At 38.0% G+C, this 16452-nt stretch carries 24 protein-coding genes; 22 read left to right on the forward strand and 2 right to left on the reverse strand.

Going from position 1 to position 16452, the window contains the following annotated elements:
- Positions 1-117: 117 nt before the first annotated feature.
- Positions 118-627, reverse strand: a complete 510-nt coding sequence (gene vsr, locus BMW38_RS02845) for a very short patch repair endonuclease (protein WP_092705725.1) — start codon at positions 625-627, stop codon at positions 118-120.
- A gap of 204 nt (positions 628-831) precedes the next feature.
- On the opposite strand from vsr, the gene BMW38_RS02850 reads away from it, so the two are divergent.
- From BMW38_RS02850 to BMW38_RS02860, 3 genes are all read left to right on the forward strand, one after another.
- Positions 832-1386 (forward strand): hypothetical protein, encoded by a 555-nt coding sequence (locus BMW38_RS02850; RefSeq protein WP_092705726.1) that lies wholly within the window; start codon positions 832-834, stop codon positions 1384-1386.
- Positions 1387-1544: 158 nt separating this feature from the next.
- Entirely contained in the window at positions 1545-2777 is a 1233-nt protein-coding gene (locus BMW38_RS02855; protein ID WP_092705727.1) for a hypothetical protein, read from the forward strand.
- 151 nt (positions 2778-2928) lie between these two features.
- Entirely contained in the window at positions 2929-3240 is a 312-nt protein-coding gene (locus BMW38_RS02860) for a hypothetical protein (protein WP_092705728.1), read from the forward strand.
- A gap of 134 nt (positions 3241-3374) precedes the next feature.
- Here BMW38_RS02860 and BMW38_RS02865 read toward each other — a convergent pair whose 3' ends face one another.
- Positions 3375-3695, reverse strand: coding sequence for a hypothetical protein (locus tag BMW38_RS02865; RefSeq protein ID WP_092705729.1), 321 nt, complete (start codon positions 3693-3695; stop codon positions 3375-3377).
- Positions 3696-3804: 109 nt separating this feature from the next.
- Between BMW38_RS02865 and BMW38_RS02870 the strand changes: the two genes are divergently transcribed.
- From BMW38_RS02870 to BMW38_RS02955, 19 genes are all read left to right on the forward strand, one after another.
- The gene (locus tag BMW38_RS02870; protein ID WP_092705730.1) at positions 3805-4281 is read left to right on the forward strand and encodes a hypothetical protein; all 477 of its coding nucleotides are present in this window, start codon (positions 3805-3807) and stop codon (positions 4279-4281) included.
- Complete coding sequence (locus BMW38_RS02875; protein ID WP_092705731.1) at positions 4241-4882, forward strand: putative metallopeptidase; 642 nt, start codon at positions 4241-4243, stop codon at positions 4880-4882. The genes BMW38_RS02870 and BMW38_RS02875 overlap by 41 nt, the downstream gene beginning before the upstream one ends.
- A gap of 57 nt (positions 4883-4939) precedes the next feature.
- Positions 4940-5461 (forward strand): DUF2280 domain-containing protein, encoded by a 522-nt coding sequence (locus tag BMW38_RS02880; RefSeq protein ID WP_092705732.1) that lies wholly within the window; start codon positions 4940-4942, stop codon positions 5459-5461.
- Positions 5421-6707 carry a terminase large subunit domain-containing protein gene (locus tag BMW38_RS02885; protein ID WP_092705733.1) on the forward strand — a complete coding sequence of 429 codons (1287 nt, stop codon included), beginning with the start codon at positions 5421-5423 and terminating at the stop codon, positions 6705-6707. Before BMW38_RS02880 ends, BMW38_RS02885 begins: the two co-directional genes overlap by 41 nt.
- Positions 6708-6746: 39 nt before the next feature.
- Positions 6747-8087 (forward strand): DUF4055 domain-containing protein, encoded by a 1341-nt coding sequence (locus BMW38_RS02890; protein ID WP_092705734.1) that lies wholly within the window; start codon positions 6747-6749, stop codon positions 8085-8087.
- Between the two features lie 9 nt (positions 8088-8096).
- On the forward strand, positions 8097-9200 hold the full coding sequence (locus tag BMW38_RS02895) for a minor capsid protein (protein WP_092705735.1): 1104 nt from the start codon (positions 8097-8099) through the stop codon (positions 9198-9200).
- A gap of 99 nt (positions 9201-9299) precedes the next feature.
- Positions 9300-9893, forward strand: coding sequence for a hypothetical protein (locus BMW38_RS02900; RefSeq protein ID WP_092705736.1), 594 nt, complete (start codon positions 9300-9302; stop codon positions 9891-9893).
- A gap of 441 nt (positions 9894-10334) precedes the next feature.
- A complete protein-coding gene (locus BMW38_RS02905; RefSeq protein WP_092705737.1) occupies positions 10335-10865 on the forward strand; it encodes an antA/AntB antirepressor family protein in 531 nt (176 codons plus the stop codon).
- 39 nt (positions 10866-10904) lie between these two features.
- A complete protein-coding gene (locus BMW38_RS19700) occupies positions 10905-11036 on the forward strand; it encodes a hypothetical protein (RefSeq protein WP_280138474.1) in 132 nt (43 codons plus the stop codon).
- A 105-nt stretch (positions 11037-11141) separates the two neighbouring features.
- Complete coding sequence (locus BMW38_RS02910; RefSeq protein ID WP_092705738.1) at positions 11142-11897, forward strand: hypothetical protein; 756 nt, start codon at positions 11142-11144, stop codon at positions 11895-11897.
- A gap of 13 nt (positions 11898-11910) precedes the next feature.
- Entirely contained in the window at positions 11911-12861 is a 951-nt protein-coding gene (locus BMW38_RS02915; RefSeq protein ID WP_000852272.1) for a major capsid protein, read from the forward strand.
- Between the two features lie 42 nt (positions 12862-12903).
- Positions 12904-13230, forward strand: a complete 327-nt coding sequence (locus tag BMW38_RS02920; protein ID WP_092705739.1) for a HeH/LEM domain-containing protein — start codon at positions 12904-12906, stop codon at positions 13228-13230.
- Positions 13231-13233: 3 nt separating this feature from the next.
- A complete protein-coding gene (locus BMW38_RS02925; RefSeq protein ID WP_092705740.1) occupies positions 13234-13614 on the forward strand; it encodes a hypothetical protein in 381 nt (126 codons plus the stop codon).
- Positions 13614-13982, forward strand: coding sequence for a glutamate 5-kinase (locus tag BMW38_RS02930; RefSeq protein WP_092705741.1), 369 nt, complete (start codon positions 13614-13616; stop codon positions 13980-13982). The genes BMW38_RS02925 and BMW38_RS02930 overlap by 1 nt, the downstream gene beginning before the upstream one ends.
- A 41-nt stretch (positions 13983-14023) precedes the next feature.
- Positions 14024-14620: a hypothetical protein gene (locus tag BMW38_RS02935; protein WP_092705742.1), complete on the forward strand. Its 597-nt coding sequence runs from the start codon at positions 14024-14026 to the stop codon at positions 14618-14620.
- Positions 14621-14794: 174 nt separating this feature from the next.
- Positions 14795-15163 carry a hypothetical protein gene (locus BMW38_RS02940; RefSeq protein WP_092706111.1) on the forward strand — a complete coding sequence of 123 codons (369 nt, stop codon included), beginning with the start codon at positions 14795-14797 and terminating at the stop codon, positions 15161-15163.
- 125 nt (positions 15164-15288) lie between these two features.
- Positions 15289-15696, forward strand: a complete 408-nt coding sequence (locus tag BMW38_RS02945; RefSeq protein ID WP_092705743.1) for a hypothetical protein — start codon at positions 15289-15291, stop codon at positions 15694-15696.
- Positions 15668-16036, forward strand: a complete 369-nt coding sequence (locus BMW38_RS02950; RefSeq protein WP_092705744.1) for a hypothetical protein — start codon at positions 15668-15670, stop codon at positions 16034-16036. The genes BMW38_RS02945 and BMW38_RS02950 overlap by 29 nt, the downstream gene beginning before the upstream one ends.
- Before the next feature lies 1 nt (position 16037).
- Positions 16038-16436, forward strand: coding sequence for a phage tail terminator-like protein (locus BMW38_RS02955; RefSeq protein WP_092705745.1), 399 nt, complete (start codon positions 16038-16040; stop codon positions 16434-16436).
- The last annotated feature ends 16 nt before the right edge of the window (positions 16437-16452 follow it).

The raw sequence follows: 16452 nt of genomic DNA on the forward strand, positions 1-16452 counted from the left end.
AGATTACATTTTTAAAATTAAAGAATAAATTTTTTTAAATTCATGAGTGGTATGAAAGATAACGAAATATTTAAAAGAGGACAATACTTGGATTAAACCAATACTGAATACGCTAGCTCAGGAAGCTGGCATACTACTTCCGATCGCTTCTTTGTTTGCCTGTATATGCATAATCATTGGTTCATCTATCTCAAGCAGTTGTTCAGAACCAGATAACCATTTTGTCAGAATATCCATAAGTACTACTGGGTCTTTTTTAGAACGACGTACCGCACACTCCCAGATGGTACATATTCTCCAGCCGCTATTGAAAAGAAGCTTTTTTGCTTTTAGATCATTTTCCTGATTTTTAGAAATTTTTGCTTCCCAGAATTCGGTACGGCTAGCCGGTAACTTGAACAACCGGCAATTCTGATGTCCATGCCAGAAACAGCCATGTATAAAAATGATAGCCCTGTATTTTGGTAATACGATATCAGGTTTACCTGGCAGGTCCTTGCGGTGGATACGGAAGCGGAAGCCCTGCGCATGAAGAAGGCTACGGATGAGCAATTCTGGTTTTGTATTCCGTCCTTTAATATTTGACATCATACGGCTACGAGTTGCGCTATCGACGATATCTACCATTAGTATTTATCCTTTTTATCACTAACTGTAAGTTTATCAGCACCACTCTATATAAAGGTTGAGCACTATTTTTCGTTATAGTGATGGTATTGTAAATAAAGTAAGTAGTTGTATTTAGTTGCTGATAGTGAGGTATAGCTTTTCGTATTATCTTAATCAGGATTTATATATAATATTTTTTTAATTTCTTTTATATCAAATAAAATGCCTAATGATTTTCAACAATGGGTTTCTCTTATTGCAAATATTGCAACAATTTTAGGACTGGTTATTGCCTTTACTGTATGGATAAATTGGAAAAAGCAACAAAACTATCCATTTATCAGAGATAAACTTTCAGAACAGGAACTGTGTTTGACTAATTTATTACTTTCTTTTCAATCCACAATGGAGAATTATTTCTCTTTGCGGAAAAACGAGTTATCTGCCGCCAATGATAGGGAAATTGAAGAAGTAAGAAAAAAATTTGAACTAAGTTATGATACATTAAAGGCTAATAGTTCCAGATATGATGTTAATCATATATTCATTTCAAATTTAGCTTTTAAGAAGTTTTCTGGTTATCAGATTGACCGTATACATATAGAGGCAATTAATTTACCTTCTTTACGTATGCGTTTTGATTTTTTAAAAAAAGAAATGGATAAAATTGAATCAATAGAAGTTATAGAAGAAAAATGCACTTTTGAATTAGAGCTTGTGAGAAGAACTATAAGAGATATTATGATTGTTATAGTAACTATTAGAGCTGATTTATAATATCCATAGAAAATTTTTGAATGCTAATACTATAAGTAGTAAGAAGACTGATTCCGGAATAGAAGCCCCTCTAAATATAGATTATTAGTGGGTTTTTTTCTATGAGTTGAATGACATATGCTGTATAAAGGCAAAATCTTTTGCAGAGATTGAATTCCATGCCAATATTTACTTTAAATAATAATGAATTAAATGCAGTTGAGACTACCTCTTTTAAAGAAGAAGCTATTCTGGAAAGATTGCATCTCCAGCAGGCGCTCAAGAAAAATATCGGGGTAATTGCTGAGGACTGCCTCATTATTGCTGAAGAGTATGCTGAATGGGATGGTTCAAAGAGAAGAATTGATTTACTGGCAATCGATAAAAATGCAAATCTTGTAATTATAGAGCTGAAGCGTACAGACACTGGTGACCATATGGAGCTTCAGGCTCTACGCTATGCCTCTATGGTTTCCACCATGACTCTGGATATAGCGATAGATATCTATCGTCGATATAAAATAAATAATGGCTATCCATCTTTTGATCACGACAATGCACGTGAAGAAATTTCAAACTTTGTGGATATTGATAAGCTGGATGAAAGTAATTTTGCAGATGATGTGAGAATCATTCTGGTCTCATCAAATTTTTCTAAAGAACTGACTACTTCAGTGATCTGGCTTAATGAGCGAGATCTGGATATTACTTGTATAAGAATGCAGCCATATACTCATAATTCCCAGATTCTGGTTGATATTCAACAAATTATACCTTTGCCGGAAGCAAAGGATTATCAGATTAAAGCACAGAAAAAATCAGAAGAAAGACGAGAAGCCAAGCTTACGAATGCAAGGGATTACTCAAGCTTCATGTTTAATGGTAAAACTCTAAATAAACGTTATCTTGCTCTCGAAATTATTAAAAGCCGGTTTAATGAAATTGAAAATAAGAATATCGAAGATCTTAGGGCAGAGTTTATTGCATATCCGAATCTGGATAAATTACTGGTTAAACTTAACCTTCTTGAAGACCACAGATATAACCGGTACTTCATAGATAAAGAACATCAGTTACAGATGAATAATGGCGACATATATGTTGTTTCCAATCAATGGGGGCAAGGCAATATTTATGAGTTAATAGAAATCGCAGCCAACTTTAACTATGAAATTATTAACACTTCAAAGGATCAGTTGAAACGTTCAGTTGAATATGGTGATTATTTGATAGAGCAGCTCGAAGATACCACTATTCTAGTTTATAAAAATGGCGAGAAAGTATCAGCTTATGGAGTATTACTAGAGTTGGCCACTTCTAAGGGCATTAGCCATTTAAATAGTAAAGGTGGTAAAAAGAACACAAGGCAACTTGGGAAAGATTTGATTGATCAATTAGGCACTAACTCGTAGATCTATTAAATTTCATCTAGTTGAAAATCGGATTTATTAAATACAAAACTTGACCCTGTACAGGGTAAATGCTATTTTTGCGATATAGTGGTCGAAGTATAAGTAAACTGTTGGGTAAACCTCGCAATGCGAGGTTTTAAAATTTTAAATTATGAAAAGTACTCCTGACCAAGCAATATCTGATTTAGCATTTCTAATTTACTTGAATACGATAAAGTTATTTGAAGATGAAAAAATTAAAGTATCTAAAGATTACTTCTTGATTGAATGTCTTAAATTGGTTGCTAAAGTAAAAATGGTAGAGTTTAAAATTTCCTCTTACAATCAAACAATCATATTTGAATTGGATAAAGAGAAACACTCTTTTTGGCTTGTAGAAATCCCTGATGTTAATGAAAAGTACAAGTTTGTTGATTATTTAACTTCAAGTTTTTTATACATTTTCTATAACTTAAATAATTAAAGATTTCTAGCTTAAAAAATCAAAGCCCACTTTTTACACTGGGCTTTTTATGTTTCTGACCAACCTGTACTTTTAAACTGACAGGTACGATAATATGTGTAACTGTTTGAGTTAGTGTAATTAAGTATTTTAGTTTAATATGTTATTCCATGTTCCTTAATTTTTTTCTCCATATAAAAATCAATTAACTCCTTATTCGTTTCATAGTCTTCTAAAGAAGGATCTTCAATCCAAACAACTGTCCCCCAAAGGTCTTTATATAATCCAAATAAGGCTAATCTAGCTCCTCTATAGCCTAATTTTCTAAACTCTAATTCAAGGAAAGGAACGATCTGTTCAAAGCCTTTATCTGTATAGTCGGTTAATTCATTATGAAAAAAACTACCATTGTTGATGAAAGTTTCATATATACCAACTACTTGTTCAGGTGTTGGATATTCAACATGCAATTCCATATTTTGTTTCTCTATAAAATTATAATTCTTTGATACATATAGCAGAGTACATTGTATAAATAAATATTTAATGTGAAGAATTCTCTATAATAAAAAGGCGGGGATAATTATGGAAATTAACCAATACATCAGCCTTACAAAAAAGAAGCCAATTAAATCAAAACCAAGAACAAGACCATTACCCAAGGCAAAAGAAACATATTCAGAAGCTGAGAAAGAATTTGAAAACGCATTACAAATTCTTAAAATCAAATACGAGAAGAAATTTCAGTTTAAATCAACTAAGCACTGGCGGTTTGATTTTCATTTAATCGAACATCGCATTTTAGTGGAAATTACTGGCGGTCCTTGGTCGGGCGGTCGCAAGGGCAAGCTTAAGAGCAAAGCTTGGAGTCTTGATCGATACGATGTGGCAGCAGAAATGGGCTATACAGTGGTGCGCCTTGAGGCAGCAGCGAGATTTAAGATTGATGATTCGGGTCCATTACAGATCCGTGCAAGCTTTGCCAGCCAATGGCTTAAAAACTTGAAGAGGCAAATATTCAATGGATCAGATCAGACCATTCCCGCCAACAGACTTTATTGACCAAGCTGAACAAGAGGAAGCAATCCGTTTAATATCGGCACCAGATTTAAAAAAATGGGTTGTCGCTAACTATCTAACGCTTGGTGGACCACTTCACAATCCAGATCATGACCATATTGCTGAGCTGCTTCATGACAATGAGGCGTTTCTGGCGTTTGCTTGGGCTTCGTCAGCATTTAAAAGCAAACAGGCAATGGTTCTTGGGCAGTGTGAAAAGGTTATGTTTAATATCGGTGGCTGGCGTAAAGCAAGACAGGAGCAACAAATGCGAGACTGGTTCGGCTCAGTACCGACTTACTTAATAACGATCGATGCCACATTTTGCGATAAAGCTAACGATAGTGAATTCTGTGCTTTGCTTGAACACGAGCTTTACCATATAGGTGTAGAACGTGATGAAGACGACGAGATGATCTTTAGCAGCTCAACTGGTTTACCTAAGCACTATTTAGCTGGTCACGATGTGGAAGAGTTTATCGGAGTGGTCAAACGCTGGGGCGCAAGTGAAAGCGTTAAGCGTCTTGTTGAAGTTGCAAAGAACCCGCCGTTTGTTTCAAATCTAGATATTTCAAAATGCTGCGGAAACTGCGTAATCAATTGAGCCATAAGGCTCTTTTTTTGCCTGTTTTGCTTTACGTAGCTTTACGAAGGGGCAAGTATGGCAACACTAAGAGAGCCTGTAAAAATCTTTATAGTTCAGTCTCTTGCCTGCTTTGAAACCCCTCAACAGGTAGCAGATGCTGTAAAGCAAGAATTTAACATCGAAATTGAACGTCAGCAGGTCGCTTTATATGACCCAACAAAAGCAACGGGGAAAAACCTAAGCAAGAAACTGGTGACTTTGTTTAATAAAACCAGAGCGGATTTCCAAAAGAATATTTATGACATTCCTCTAGCCAATAAAGCCTATCGCATTAAAGAACTTCAGAAGATTTATGAAGGCTGGAAGAACAACCGGCTAATGAAGCAAGGTGTGATTAAACAGGTTCGGGAAGAAATGCAGGGTCATGACTTAACACTCCTGAATATTGAGTTAAAACAACTGGAGATTGAAAAGATCAGGACGGGCGACGGTGAAGGTGCAGATGATCCAACACCGGTCAAGGTAACCATTCAAGTTGTAGATGCGAGTAAAAAAGATGCCGAACATCAATCCGACGCTGAATGTACCTCAGGCTAGATTTCTTCAAATGGAAAACAAATTCAGGGCATTTATATCCGGATTTGGTGGCGGAAAAACTTGGGTAGGTTGTGGTTCTTTATGTCATAAGGCTTGGGAATTTCCGAAAGTTAGACTGGGCTACTTTGCACCGACATATCCTCAGATTCGGGATATCTTTTATCCGACAGTCGATGAGGTTGCTTTTGACTGGGGGTTAAAGACTAAAATCTATGAATCGAATAAAGAGGTCGATCTTTATTACGGTCGTCAGTATCGAAGCACGATTATCTGCCGGTCTATGGAGAAGCCGGCAACAATTGTCGGTTTTAAGATTGGTCATGCATTGATTGATGAGCTCGATGTTATGGCTACTCACAAGGCTCAGCAAGCGTGGCGTAAGATCATCGCACGTATGCGATTTAAACAGGCAGGTTTGTTGAATGGTATTGATGTAGCGACTACACCGGAAGGTTTTAAATTTACGTACGAGCAATTCGTTAAAGAGGCGAATAAATCAGAGGCCAAGCGAAAGCTTTATGGAATGATTCAGGCTTCAACCTATGACAATGAGGCCAATCTACCAGATGACTATATTGCATCTTTACGGGAATCCTATCCACCTCAGCTCATTGAGGCATATTTACGTGGGCAGTTCGTTAACTTAACCAGCGGTGCTGTTTATCCTGACTTTGACCGTAGGCTCAACCATACTGATGAAGAAATTAAGCCGAATGAGCCGTTAATTATCGGTATGGACTTTAACGTTCTGAAAATGGCCGCCGTGGTATATGTGATCCGTGACGGTAAACCTCTGGCACTGAATGAGCTGGTAGGAGTTCGTGATACGCCGACTATGGCCAAACTGATTATTGAGCGTTTCCCCGATCATGAAATTACGATTATTCCTGATGCTGCCGGACAGTCTACTTCATCAAAAAATAGCAGTGAGTCGGACCATGCCATTTTAAGGCAGCATGGTTTACGGGTAGAGGTGAATAACACTAACCCGACCATTAAAGACCGTTTAAATGCCGTGAATGCTTTGATCCTGAATGGTGATGGAGAACGGACGTTAAAGGTTAATACTTATAAGTGCCCACGGTTTACCGAGACACTGGAACAGCAGATTTATGATGACTTTGGAATGCCTGACAAGAAATCAGGACTCGACCACGTAGGTGATGCAGGTGGCTATCCACTAGCGAAACGGTTCCCGATTATTAAACGGATTGTTCAGGTCAGACGGATTCGGGGTATGGCTTAAATAACGCACCTTTATCGGTGCTTTTTTATTGGTGTTTTTATGGCAGTTACGGATAAACATCCGCAGTATAGTGCTGCACAAAAAAGCTGGTTGGTTATGCGTGACGCCGTTGCCGGTGAAGAGCAGATTAAACAGGCACAGACAAAGTATCTTCCTAAGTCGGCTGGAATGATTGAGGCTGAAAAGCAAGGCGATAAGACTGGAGAAATTTATAAAGCTTATCTCAGTCGTGCTCAGTATCCATTATGGGTTCAAGATTCTCTTCGCACGATGATTGGTCTGGTCTCTAAGCTTGAACCAAACATCGTAATTGAAAGTACTTTATTAAAAGGGCTTATAGAGAATGCAACCAATGACGGATTTGGGCTTAAACAGCTTTTTATCCGAATTTGCCTAGAGTTACTGGAATATGGTCGTTGTGGCTTGCTGGTGGATGTAGATGCTAACGGTGTTCCATACTTCGCCTTATATGATGCCTTATCCATTATTAACTGGAAGGAAAACAGCATTGGTGGCCGTAAGGATCTGAAACTATTAGTGCTCGAGGAGCAGTTTGAAAACGGTGGAGATGAGTTTGGCCATGATACAAAAACGGTCCACCGCGTTTTATCCATGATTGATGGAGCCTTAGCAGTCCGTTTGTTTGATGGCTCTAATGTGGAGGATAAAACTCCGGATCTTGGCGGTAATCAGCTTTCATTCACACCATTTGTATTCTGCGGTACCACGGATAATTCCCCTAATGTTGGAACTATTCCGCTTTTAACTATGGCAAAAGCAGCCCTGAAGTATTACCAGCTCAGCGCGGACTACTTTCAGTCACTTCATCACACAGCTCATCCTCAGCCTTGGATTAATGGTCTGGAAGGTGATGAAGATATTAGCGTCACTGGTGTGATGGCTGTCTGGAGTCTTCCACGTGAATCTCAATGCGGTTACTTGGAGATTTCTGGCGATGGTATTGATCTGACTAAAAAGGAAATGGATGCCCAGAAGAATTCAGCTCTTGAAGCTGGAGCAAAGGTTATTGACACCAACACACAAGAATCAGGTGAAGCCCGCCGTGCACGTCAGGATGACCAGCATGCGAGTCTACATAGTATTGTGATGTGTGCAGCTCAGGCCATTGAACAAGCTATTAAGTACGCAGCTCAGTGGTTAAAGCTTGATGCATCTAAATATACATTTACGGTAGAGCCTGAATTTATCATTCAGCAGTATGACATCAATCTTGCTAAGCAGCTTTATGAAGGTGCTCTTGCAGGGAAGAACTCATTCCAGACATATTGGGAATATATCGCTACTGGCAAGTTACCGGCTCATGATTTTCAGGAAGAGCTGAAGCGGGTTGAAAGTGAGCGGGATAACGCTCCGCTTTAGAGGTGTTAAATGGCTTCAGAAGATAAAACCTTGATCGAAGTACTTACACAACATCAGGCGTATTTATATAGGGCTTCTTCTCATTCAGTGAATGAGCTGCTAAAGATCTTTAATAATGAGTCGGCTGCAATGCTGGTAAAGCTTCGGGATTTATTAGATGAGTTAAATGAGTCTGAAAAGCTAGCACTTTCTGGTGGACAATACACTACAGCCAATCTCAAAGAGCTTCGTGATCTTATTTCTCAATGGTATGCGGCAATAAATACTTCATTGCCAGAAGCCTTTGCCATTTCTGTTACAGCATTGGCCGTATATGAAGCGAATTACACAGCCAAGTTATACGGCGGCAAAATGAGAAAGCCAAATGGTGAAAAGCTTTATGCTGCAGCCAAGAAAGTATCCTTAGTGGGCGGAGCATTGGTTGACGATCTACTATCCAAGTTTGCCGAGACTGCTCGTCAAAAAGTTGAATATGCCATTCGAGATGGGATTAGCTCAGGTAAAACCAATCAAGAGATTGTTCAGCGTATTCGTGGTACTAAAAAGCTCAATTATGAAGATGGTCTTTTAACTAGCACTAAGTCTGATATTGACCGTACTGTGAGAACAGTTCGCAGTCATGTCGCGAATCAAGCTTATCTGAATAGCTTCACCCAGATTGGCTTTGAATATGTTCGATTGGTTGCAACGCTGGATGGAAGGACTTCAAAACTTTGTGCCTCTTTAGATGGTGCTATATGGGAAATTAAAGATCCAGCAAAGCGTGTACCGCCGTTACATCCCAATTGTCGCAGTATTCTGGTACCAGTTGAGAAAGATGGTCGACTTGTTGGTGAACGCCCGTTTGTTATGGATGAGCGAAGAGTTAAAGACATCCCCAAAGAGGAGCGTAGCCAACTCATCGGCCAACTGGATGCCAATACGACATTTAAAGAGTTCTTCAAGAAAACAGATGACTTCTTTCAAAAGGAATGGCTAGGGCCAAAGCGGTACAGACTTTATAAAGAAGGCCAGTTTGATTTTGATAAGTTCTTTGATCCTGAAGGTAGGTTATATACCTTAGATGAGTTAAGAGTGTTGGATGAGAAGGCTTTTAAAAAGCTAGAACTGTAATCATTGCTCTTAAAAAGTGATTAAGTTTATTAAAATTTTATATATCATAATGTTAATATAACTTATCACTTATAGAATAAATCATAGAGTTTAAATTGAATGACAAAGATCTTTCTAAAATCACTACTCATTCTATCTTTTATAAATCTTATTTCTGGTTGCGATGATTCTAAATGGTTAAAGCAAAACGATTTATATGAAAAGGAAGTTGAATTTGTACCAGCACCTGGCAGTAACTGGATTCCTTCAAAATATATTGAGGAACAAAGTGGAAAGGTTACATATAACTTGGCAACTGCAAGTGAGCTTTTAAATACCACAGCTGAACCATATTCTAAAGATTCACGTTTAATATTCCTTTATAAGCAGGAATCTAATGATAATAGTATTTTGCTAACTGTAACTAGAGGACTTGCTATTTGTCCTGAAACTGATTGTGACGTCATATTCAAATTTGATGAAGAAAAACCTGTAAAAGTTAAAATGTTTGTTTTAGATGATTTTGATGGACATTCTTTTCAAGTTAAACGTACTCAAGATAAAGAAGAAATTATTAAGTTACTTAAGAAAAGTAAGCAGTTAAAAGTAGATATATCCTTAATCAATAATGGAGTTAAAACAGCACAATTTGATATTTCTGATTTTAGCTATGTTTTAGATCGTTTCTTGAAAGAAAATAGTCAAAAAAAATGATTTTAAATTAGATAATTTAAGGCACTTAGTCGGTCGAGACGTCCACATGCCTATATTCGAATTAGCTAAAGGTCATGACTGGCATAAAGGCGGGATAGGTTATAGGACATTGCTGGAATGTAGTTTGATTAAGTTATAGTTTAAGGTCTTGACAGCAGAAACAGTTTTGGGCTAATTTTTACCACAATGAATAGTTGTGCAAATATCTTGTTTTTATAACAAATATGCATCAACTATTAAGAAATTCTAAACCACCTTTCGAGGTGGTTTTTTTATGCCTGAAATTTAGGCAACTCAATACTAGTTAGAACGACGGTTTAAAAAGCATGCCTTTCATATTCAGTGTGCTTGCCAGTTCTTTTTGAAAAGTTTAGCCGCGTAGATGTGTTTCGTTACCACATGTCTATGCGGCTTTTTTTATAAGGTAACGAGGTAAACGATATGAATGAAATTATGAAAATTGAAAATCAGACACCATTTGTTGAGTTTGATTTAAATGGAGAAGTACAACTTGGCGTTAATGCTCGTGATTTGCATGTAATGCTTGACGTTAAGGCTGAGTTTTCACATTGGATTAAACGTAGAATTAATCAATGTAAATTTGAAGAAAATTTTGATTATGTAGTTTTCGTCAAAAAAGACGAAAACCTAAAAGGTGGTCGGCCAACAACTGAATATCTCATTTCTGTAGATATGACGAAACAATTAGGAATGATGGAACGCAATGATAAAGGGCATGAAATCCGAAAATACTATATTGAACAAGAAAAAATTGCTCGTGATACCTTTGCAGGTGTTCAACTAGAAATTGGAAAGCTTAATTTACTTGCTGAACAATGGACTGAAACTCTATCAAATGCTGGGCGTATCTTGAGTGTGGGTGGCAAGCAAGTTAAACCAAAAATATTAAGTAAATTAGATGATCTAGTTAAGCAAGCTCAATACAAATTAGATTTTGATCCAAAGCATTGATATGTACTTAATAGCACGCCACCAAGAGGTGGTTTTTTTATGTCTGAATTAAAGGTAGAAGGAAAAATGAGCGAGAAAGGTGCTGACCGTGCAGGACTAATGCAGGCAATTACCAATTTAGGATTAGTCATAGGAATCATTATTATCGCGATTATTTTGGCGCTGAAATAATCGCTCTCTTACAACGTACCGCCTTCGGGCGGTTTTTTAATGCCTGAAGCAAAGCAGAGGGCTAAACAATTAAATCCGCAAGGCGGTATCTCTAGGAGATTTTAAATGTCAGATGAAATCAAAGTTGATCTGGAAAATCCAGAAGTTAAGGCTGCTATTCAAAAAGCTGTTGATGAACAAGTACAGGGTTTAAAAACCAAGAACAGTGAACTCATTACTAAAAACAGTGAATTAAAAACTGAACTTGGTGACTTGAAGCAACAACTTGAAGGAGTTGATCTGGGAGCAATTAAGGAGCTGCTTACCAAGGCAAGTATGGATGAAGAAACGAGACTTATTGCTGAGGGCAAGGTTGAGGAAGTCATCCATAAACGTACCGAGAAGATGCGTGAACAGCATGACAAATTACTCAATGCTGAAAAAGAACGGGCTGATAAAGCAGAAGCTTATGCCAACAAGTTCAAGCAGTCGGTTGTTCAGAGCCAGATTGTACAGGCTGCTCTTGAGCTGGAGGCTTTGCCGGAAGCAACAGCAGATATCGCATTTCTTGCCCATTCTAAATTTGTACTCGATGAAAACGGTAAGGCCGTAGCAGTCGATACACAAGGCGAAGTAATCATCGGGAAAGACGGTAAGACGGCGTTATCACCAAAAGAATGGGTCGAAACCTTGCGTGAGCAAAAGCCTTATTTCTGGCCTAAAGCAAATGGAACAGGTTCACCTGGTAGCACCAATACAAAAGGACAGGTTGATATCACTAAACCAGATGGTTCGGTGAATCTGACCAAACTTGCCCAATTACGAAATGAAAATCCGCAGCTGGCGAAAGAGCTGGCGGCTAAACACGGTATTAATCTTTAAGGAGTAAAGCCTAATGGCTGAGACAAAAATTGCTGATGTAATCGTACCCGAGTTATTCACTCAGTATGTTTTAAATAAAACTGCCAAGAAATCCGCTTTATGGCAATCAGGAATTGTAGGGGAGCTGGATGTTGAAGTTGCTTTCGGTACCCAAGGCGGTTCAACCGTAAATATCCCGTTCTGGAACGATTTGGACGGGGAATCTGAAGTACTTTCAGATGCGACGCCTCTAACCGTAAACAACATTGCTGCGGGTCAGGATATTGCTATTTTGCATGCACGTGGTAAGGCATGGGGTGCTAATGATCTTGCAAAAGCTTTATCTGGTGACGATCCTCTTGGTGCAGTTGGGGATTTAGTAGCAGATTACTGGGCACGTGAGTTTCAAGGCTTTACCGTGAATACACTTAAAGGTGTGTTCGGTTCTGCAAGTATGGCAAGCAATACACATGACATCTCTGCGGGTACTGGAGCCGCGGCAGTTATCGATGGTGTTTCATTTATCGATGCCTCCTACAAGCTTGGCGATGCAGTCGATAAATTAACGGCTATTGCTATGCATTCGGCGACCATGGCTGCTTTAGCTAAGCAGGGCTTGATTGAAACCGTACGTGATGCAGATGGTGTTGTGCTCTACAAAACCTTCATGGATCGTCGTGTGATTGTCGATGATGGTATGCCAGTTGATGGTGATGTATTCACATCATTCCTGTTCGGACAAGGCGCTATCGGCTTTCAGGATATCGGTGCACCTGTAGGTGTTGAGACGGATCGAGACAGTCTCGCGGGCTCTGACATTCTCATTAACCGCCGTCACTTTGTCTTGCATCCTCGTGGCATCAAATGGGCTGGTGCAATGGGTGTTGCTCCGAATAATGCAGGTCTTTCATCTGATACCAATTGGGAACGCGTTTACGATCCAAAGCAGATTCGTATTGTGGCGTTCAAGCACAAAGTTAAATAAAGACAGGCGGAATTATCCGCCTTTTCTTTTGGAGATAAATCAATGGGCCTATCCGCATTTAACCGCATGAGAGAACGTCAAATGACACAAGCACAAGTAACTGAACTTGAAGAACAACTGGCAACGCTGAAAGGTGAGTTTATTGCATTCCAGAATGATCCGGAGGCAATGAAAGCACGTATTGCTGAGCTTGAGCTAGGTGAAGGTAGTCAGAATCCGGAAGGTGATCAAAAGCCAAGTGAAGTTCAAGCAATTAACTACGCAGGACTTAAAGTTGATGAGCTTCGAGCTGTATTAACTGAAAAGGGTATTTCATTTGAATCAGGCGCTAAAAAAGATGAGTTGTTAGCACTTCTTCCCAAGGAATAAACCATGAGCTTTATCACTGAACAAGAAGCGATAGAATATGTTGAAGGCTTTGATGCTTTATCTGCCAGTGATAAGGCTCAATACCTTCAGATGTCAGAAGCTTATCTATTAGCACGTAATGTTAAACCTTATGAAGATGCCACTCTGGTTCCTGAGTCCCTCAAAACTGCCTCTTATCAAATCATCAAGGGCATTATAAAGGGGGAGCTATACCAAGGTCAGGAACAGACATTAAAGCGTAAGAAAGTTAAGGCTGATACTGTTGAGACCGAAAAGGAATATCAGGATGGATCAGTAAAACTTAGTGCGATCGAGCAATTTATTCTTGATTTGATCAAGCCGTATAGCAAAAGAAAATCCGTATTTTTTGTCAGGAAAATCTAATGGGCTTACGTGACGAAATTCAGGCAGATATTGCTGAAGCATTTAATGAGGATCTAGCAGACGCCGTTCATACATTTACGTGTGAGCGAGTCACTAAATCAAATTGGGATCCTAAAACTGAAACTTATATTGAGGTTAAAGATAATTATTCTGGTCGTGGTGTTCTGTTTGGCTCATATAGTCAATATGAAATACAAACGCTTGGAGTACTGGCTACGGATAAAAAGGCTACTGTGCTGCAGAATGAAGTATCTATGACGCCTAAAATTGATGATGAGTGGATAACTGCCTTAGGTTCATTTCGAATCATCCATATTCAGCAGGATCCTGCTGCGACAATTTGGAAATGCCAGTTGAGGAAAATATAGGAAAAATTCTATATTATTAGGCTCGAAATATAGGAATTTTTATGAATAAGAAATTTTTACTATGGAGCATAATTTTATTATCAGGTTGTTCATCTGTTAATAATCCAGTGAAGCAAGATTTAACTCCAACTAATATCTCAGATGCGTATAAAGAAATTTCTGAAATCAAGGATTACAAATCTCGCTTATTTTTAAATTATGCAAAAGAAATAAAAACAAAATACCCAGAGATGAAGACCTCAACTTATGGTCGTCCAATGTCTATAAGATTTAATCCAGTAAGTTCAGATTACTATTATGAGCATAAAAATGACAAAAAATGGTTAAATTTTTATCTATCACAGAGTTTTGATGAAAAAATATGGAGAGATCTTTATGTATATTCAAAACATTCAGGAAATTATCAAGCATCTAAAGATGAAGCTATTAAATATTGTAAAGAAATTACTTCACTTATCTCTCCAAGCTTCAGCATTGTAATAGACAAATTAAGTCGTGATTTAGAATTAAAAGAAAAGAAAGGATCTGTACGAGCACTCAGTACTTTCAGTGGAAGTTTTAATATCTTGTTAAATGGTGAGGAGTTTGATGAAGGTGGGCCCTTTATATGTAATATTACTCAGTTTGAAGATAGTTAGACTACTGAAAAAGATAGCTGAATTGATTGATTTTCTATTAATTAAAATATCCCTTTATAAATTTAATGAAATTATATGACTACAACTACCCATAGTTCACTTTATATTTCTCGTACAAGTAATTACGAGGGCGATGGAATTGACGATAAAGAAGAATTTATTGAGTCATGCAACATCCATTTTAAAGATCTATTCAAAGATCAAAAATCAATCTCTACACTTTCTGGAACTGAAAAAAAATACTTTGATAAGTGTGTTTCGGCTTCAAATGATAAATATGCTGCTGAAGAGGTTATTTATGATCTTGGTGTTGGGTTTGCCATACTAGTTGTTTTGATGGGCATAGGCTGGGGGTTTTATGAGGCGAAAAAATCTTTAAATACTCCAATGATAATTAATCCCAAGGAGAATTCTGAGAATGAGGCCAATGGAGGTCATATTTCTGACGGAGTCATTGTAGTGCTTATTTCCGTAATTATTGCTGCATTTATTTATCTAATTTTTAGTTTTGTTTCCGGAATATGGATATCGATTAAATATTAAAGTTTTGAGTAGGGTAGATATGGAACCAAAATGTATTAGAAAATTCAAATTGTAATATAAATTTATGGATATAAGTTCAAACCCACTTCGGTGGGTTTTTTAATGGGCGCAAGTTAGGAGTTTAGATGATAAGTACAGATTATGTTCCTTTATGGCGTATCTCACCATTTCAACATGTGCATTACACACTGGCTAGAAATCAACTCCATATGGATCTTCTATTTGAGGATATGAATCATGTGGATCAGTTCCTTTCCATTAATGGTGCAGCGGCTCAAGTCGATTATTATTTTGATGGCGCATATGCCATTGTCCAGCTTGGCGATACATCAGAAAGAAAACCAATTGAGGTATATGGACTGCTTTTACATGAAGCGGTTCATGTGTGGCAGAAGATTAGAAAGCTAATGGGTGAAAAGGAGCCTAGCTCAGAATTTGAAGCTTACTCAATTCAAGCAATCGCTCAAGACCTTTTTGAAATGTACGAAGAAAGTGAGGTGAAACATGGGATGGAAGGGGAAAAAGCCAACTGATTTTAGTTTTGATGTGGCTAAATCAGCAGAAGATCAGGTGAAGAAAATCACCATGGATACAGTGCAATCACTAGTCGTTTCAAGTCCCGTTGATACTGGTGCTTACAGATCTTCTCATATTGTTTCTATTGGATCTGGTGACTTTGGAGCACGTGAACCTGAAACAAACGCTGTTCAAGATGCCGCTATTCAGGCCGTGAAATTTAAGCTGGGTAATTTGATCTATATTCAAAATAATCAGCCATATGCAGAACGCTTAGAAAATGGTTGGTCTGATCAAGCGCCGCAAGGTATTTACAACACTACATTTACTTATATTACTCAAAAGTATGGTGGCTAGAATGGTAATGACATTAGAGCAAACTAGACAAGCTATTATCAGCCGCATGCAAAGCTTTACAGGTATTGCTCAGGACAGAATCCAGTATCCAAATGTATCAGGCTTTACGGTACCAAAGGACGGTTTGTGGTGTCGTTTAACGATCGCTGGTGGGCCTAGTTTTATATCCGGAGTCGCTGATAAGCCTTGTACACGCCGTACTGGTAATATTATGGTTCAGTGTTTTGCTCGGCCTAATTCAGGAATTATGGAAATTACTAAACTAAGCGATGCATTGCTTGCTCATTTTGAATATTACTCATTCGATCATCTTGAGTGTTTACAAGGGCAATCTAGTTATTCTGAACAAAACAAAGACTTTGTTCAGAATAACTTAATAATTTCTTATGTGATTCATTAGTAATTCTACATTATTT

Origin of the sequence: Acinetobacter sp. yr461, from assembly GCF_900110445.1 — a bacterium.
GTDB classification, from domain to species: domain Bacteria; phylum Pseudomonadota; class Gammaproteobacteria; order Pseudomonadales; family Moraxellaceae; genus Acinetobacter; species Acinetobacter calcoaceticus.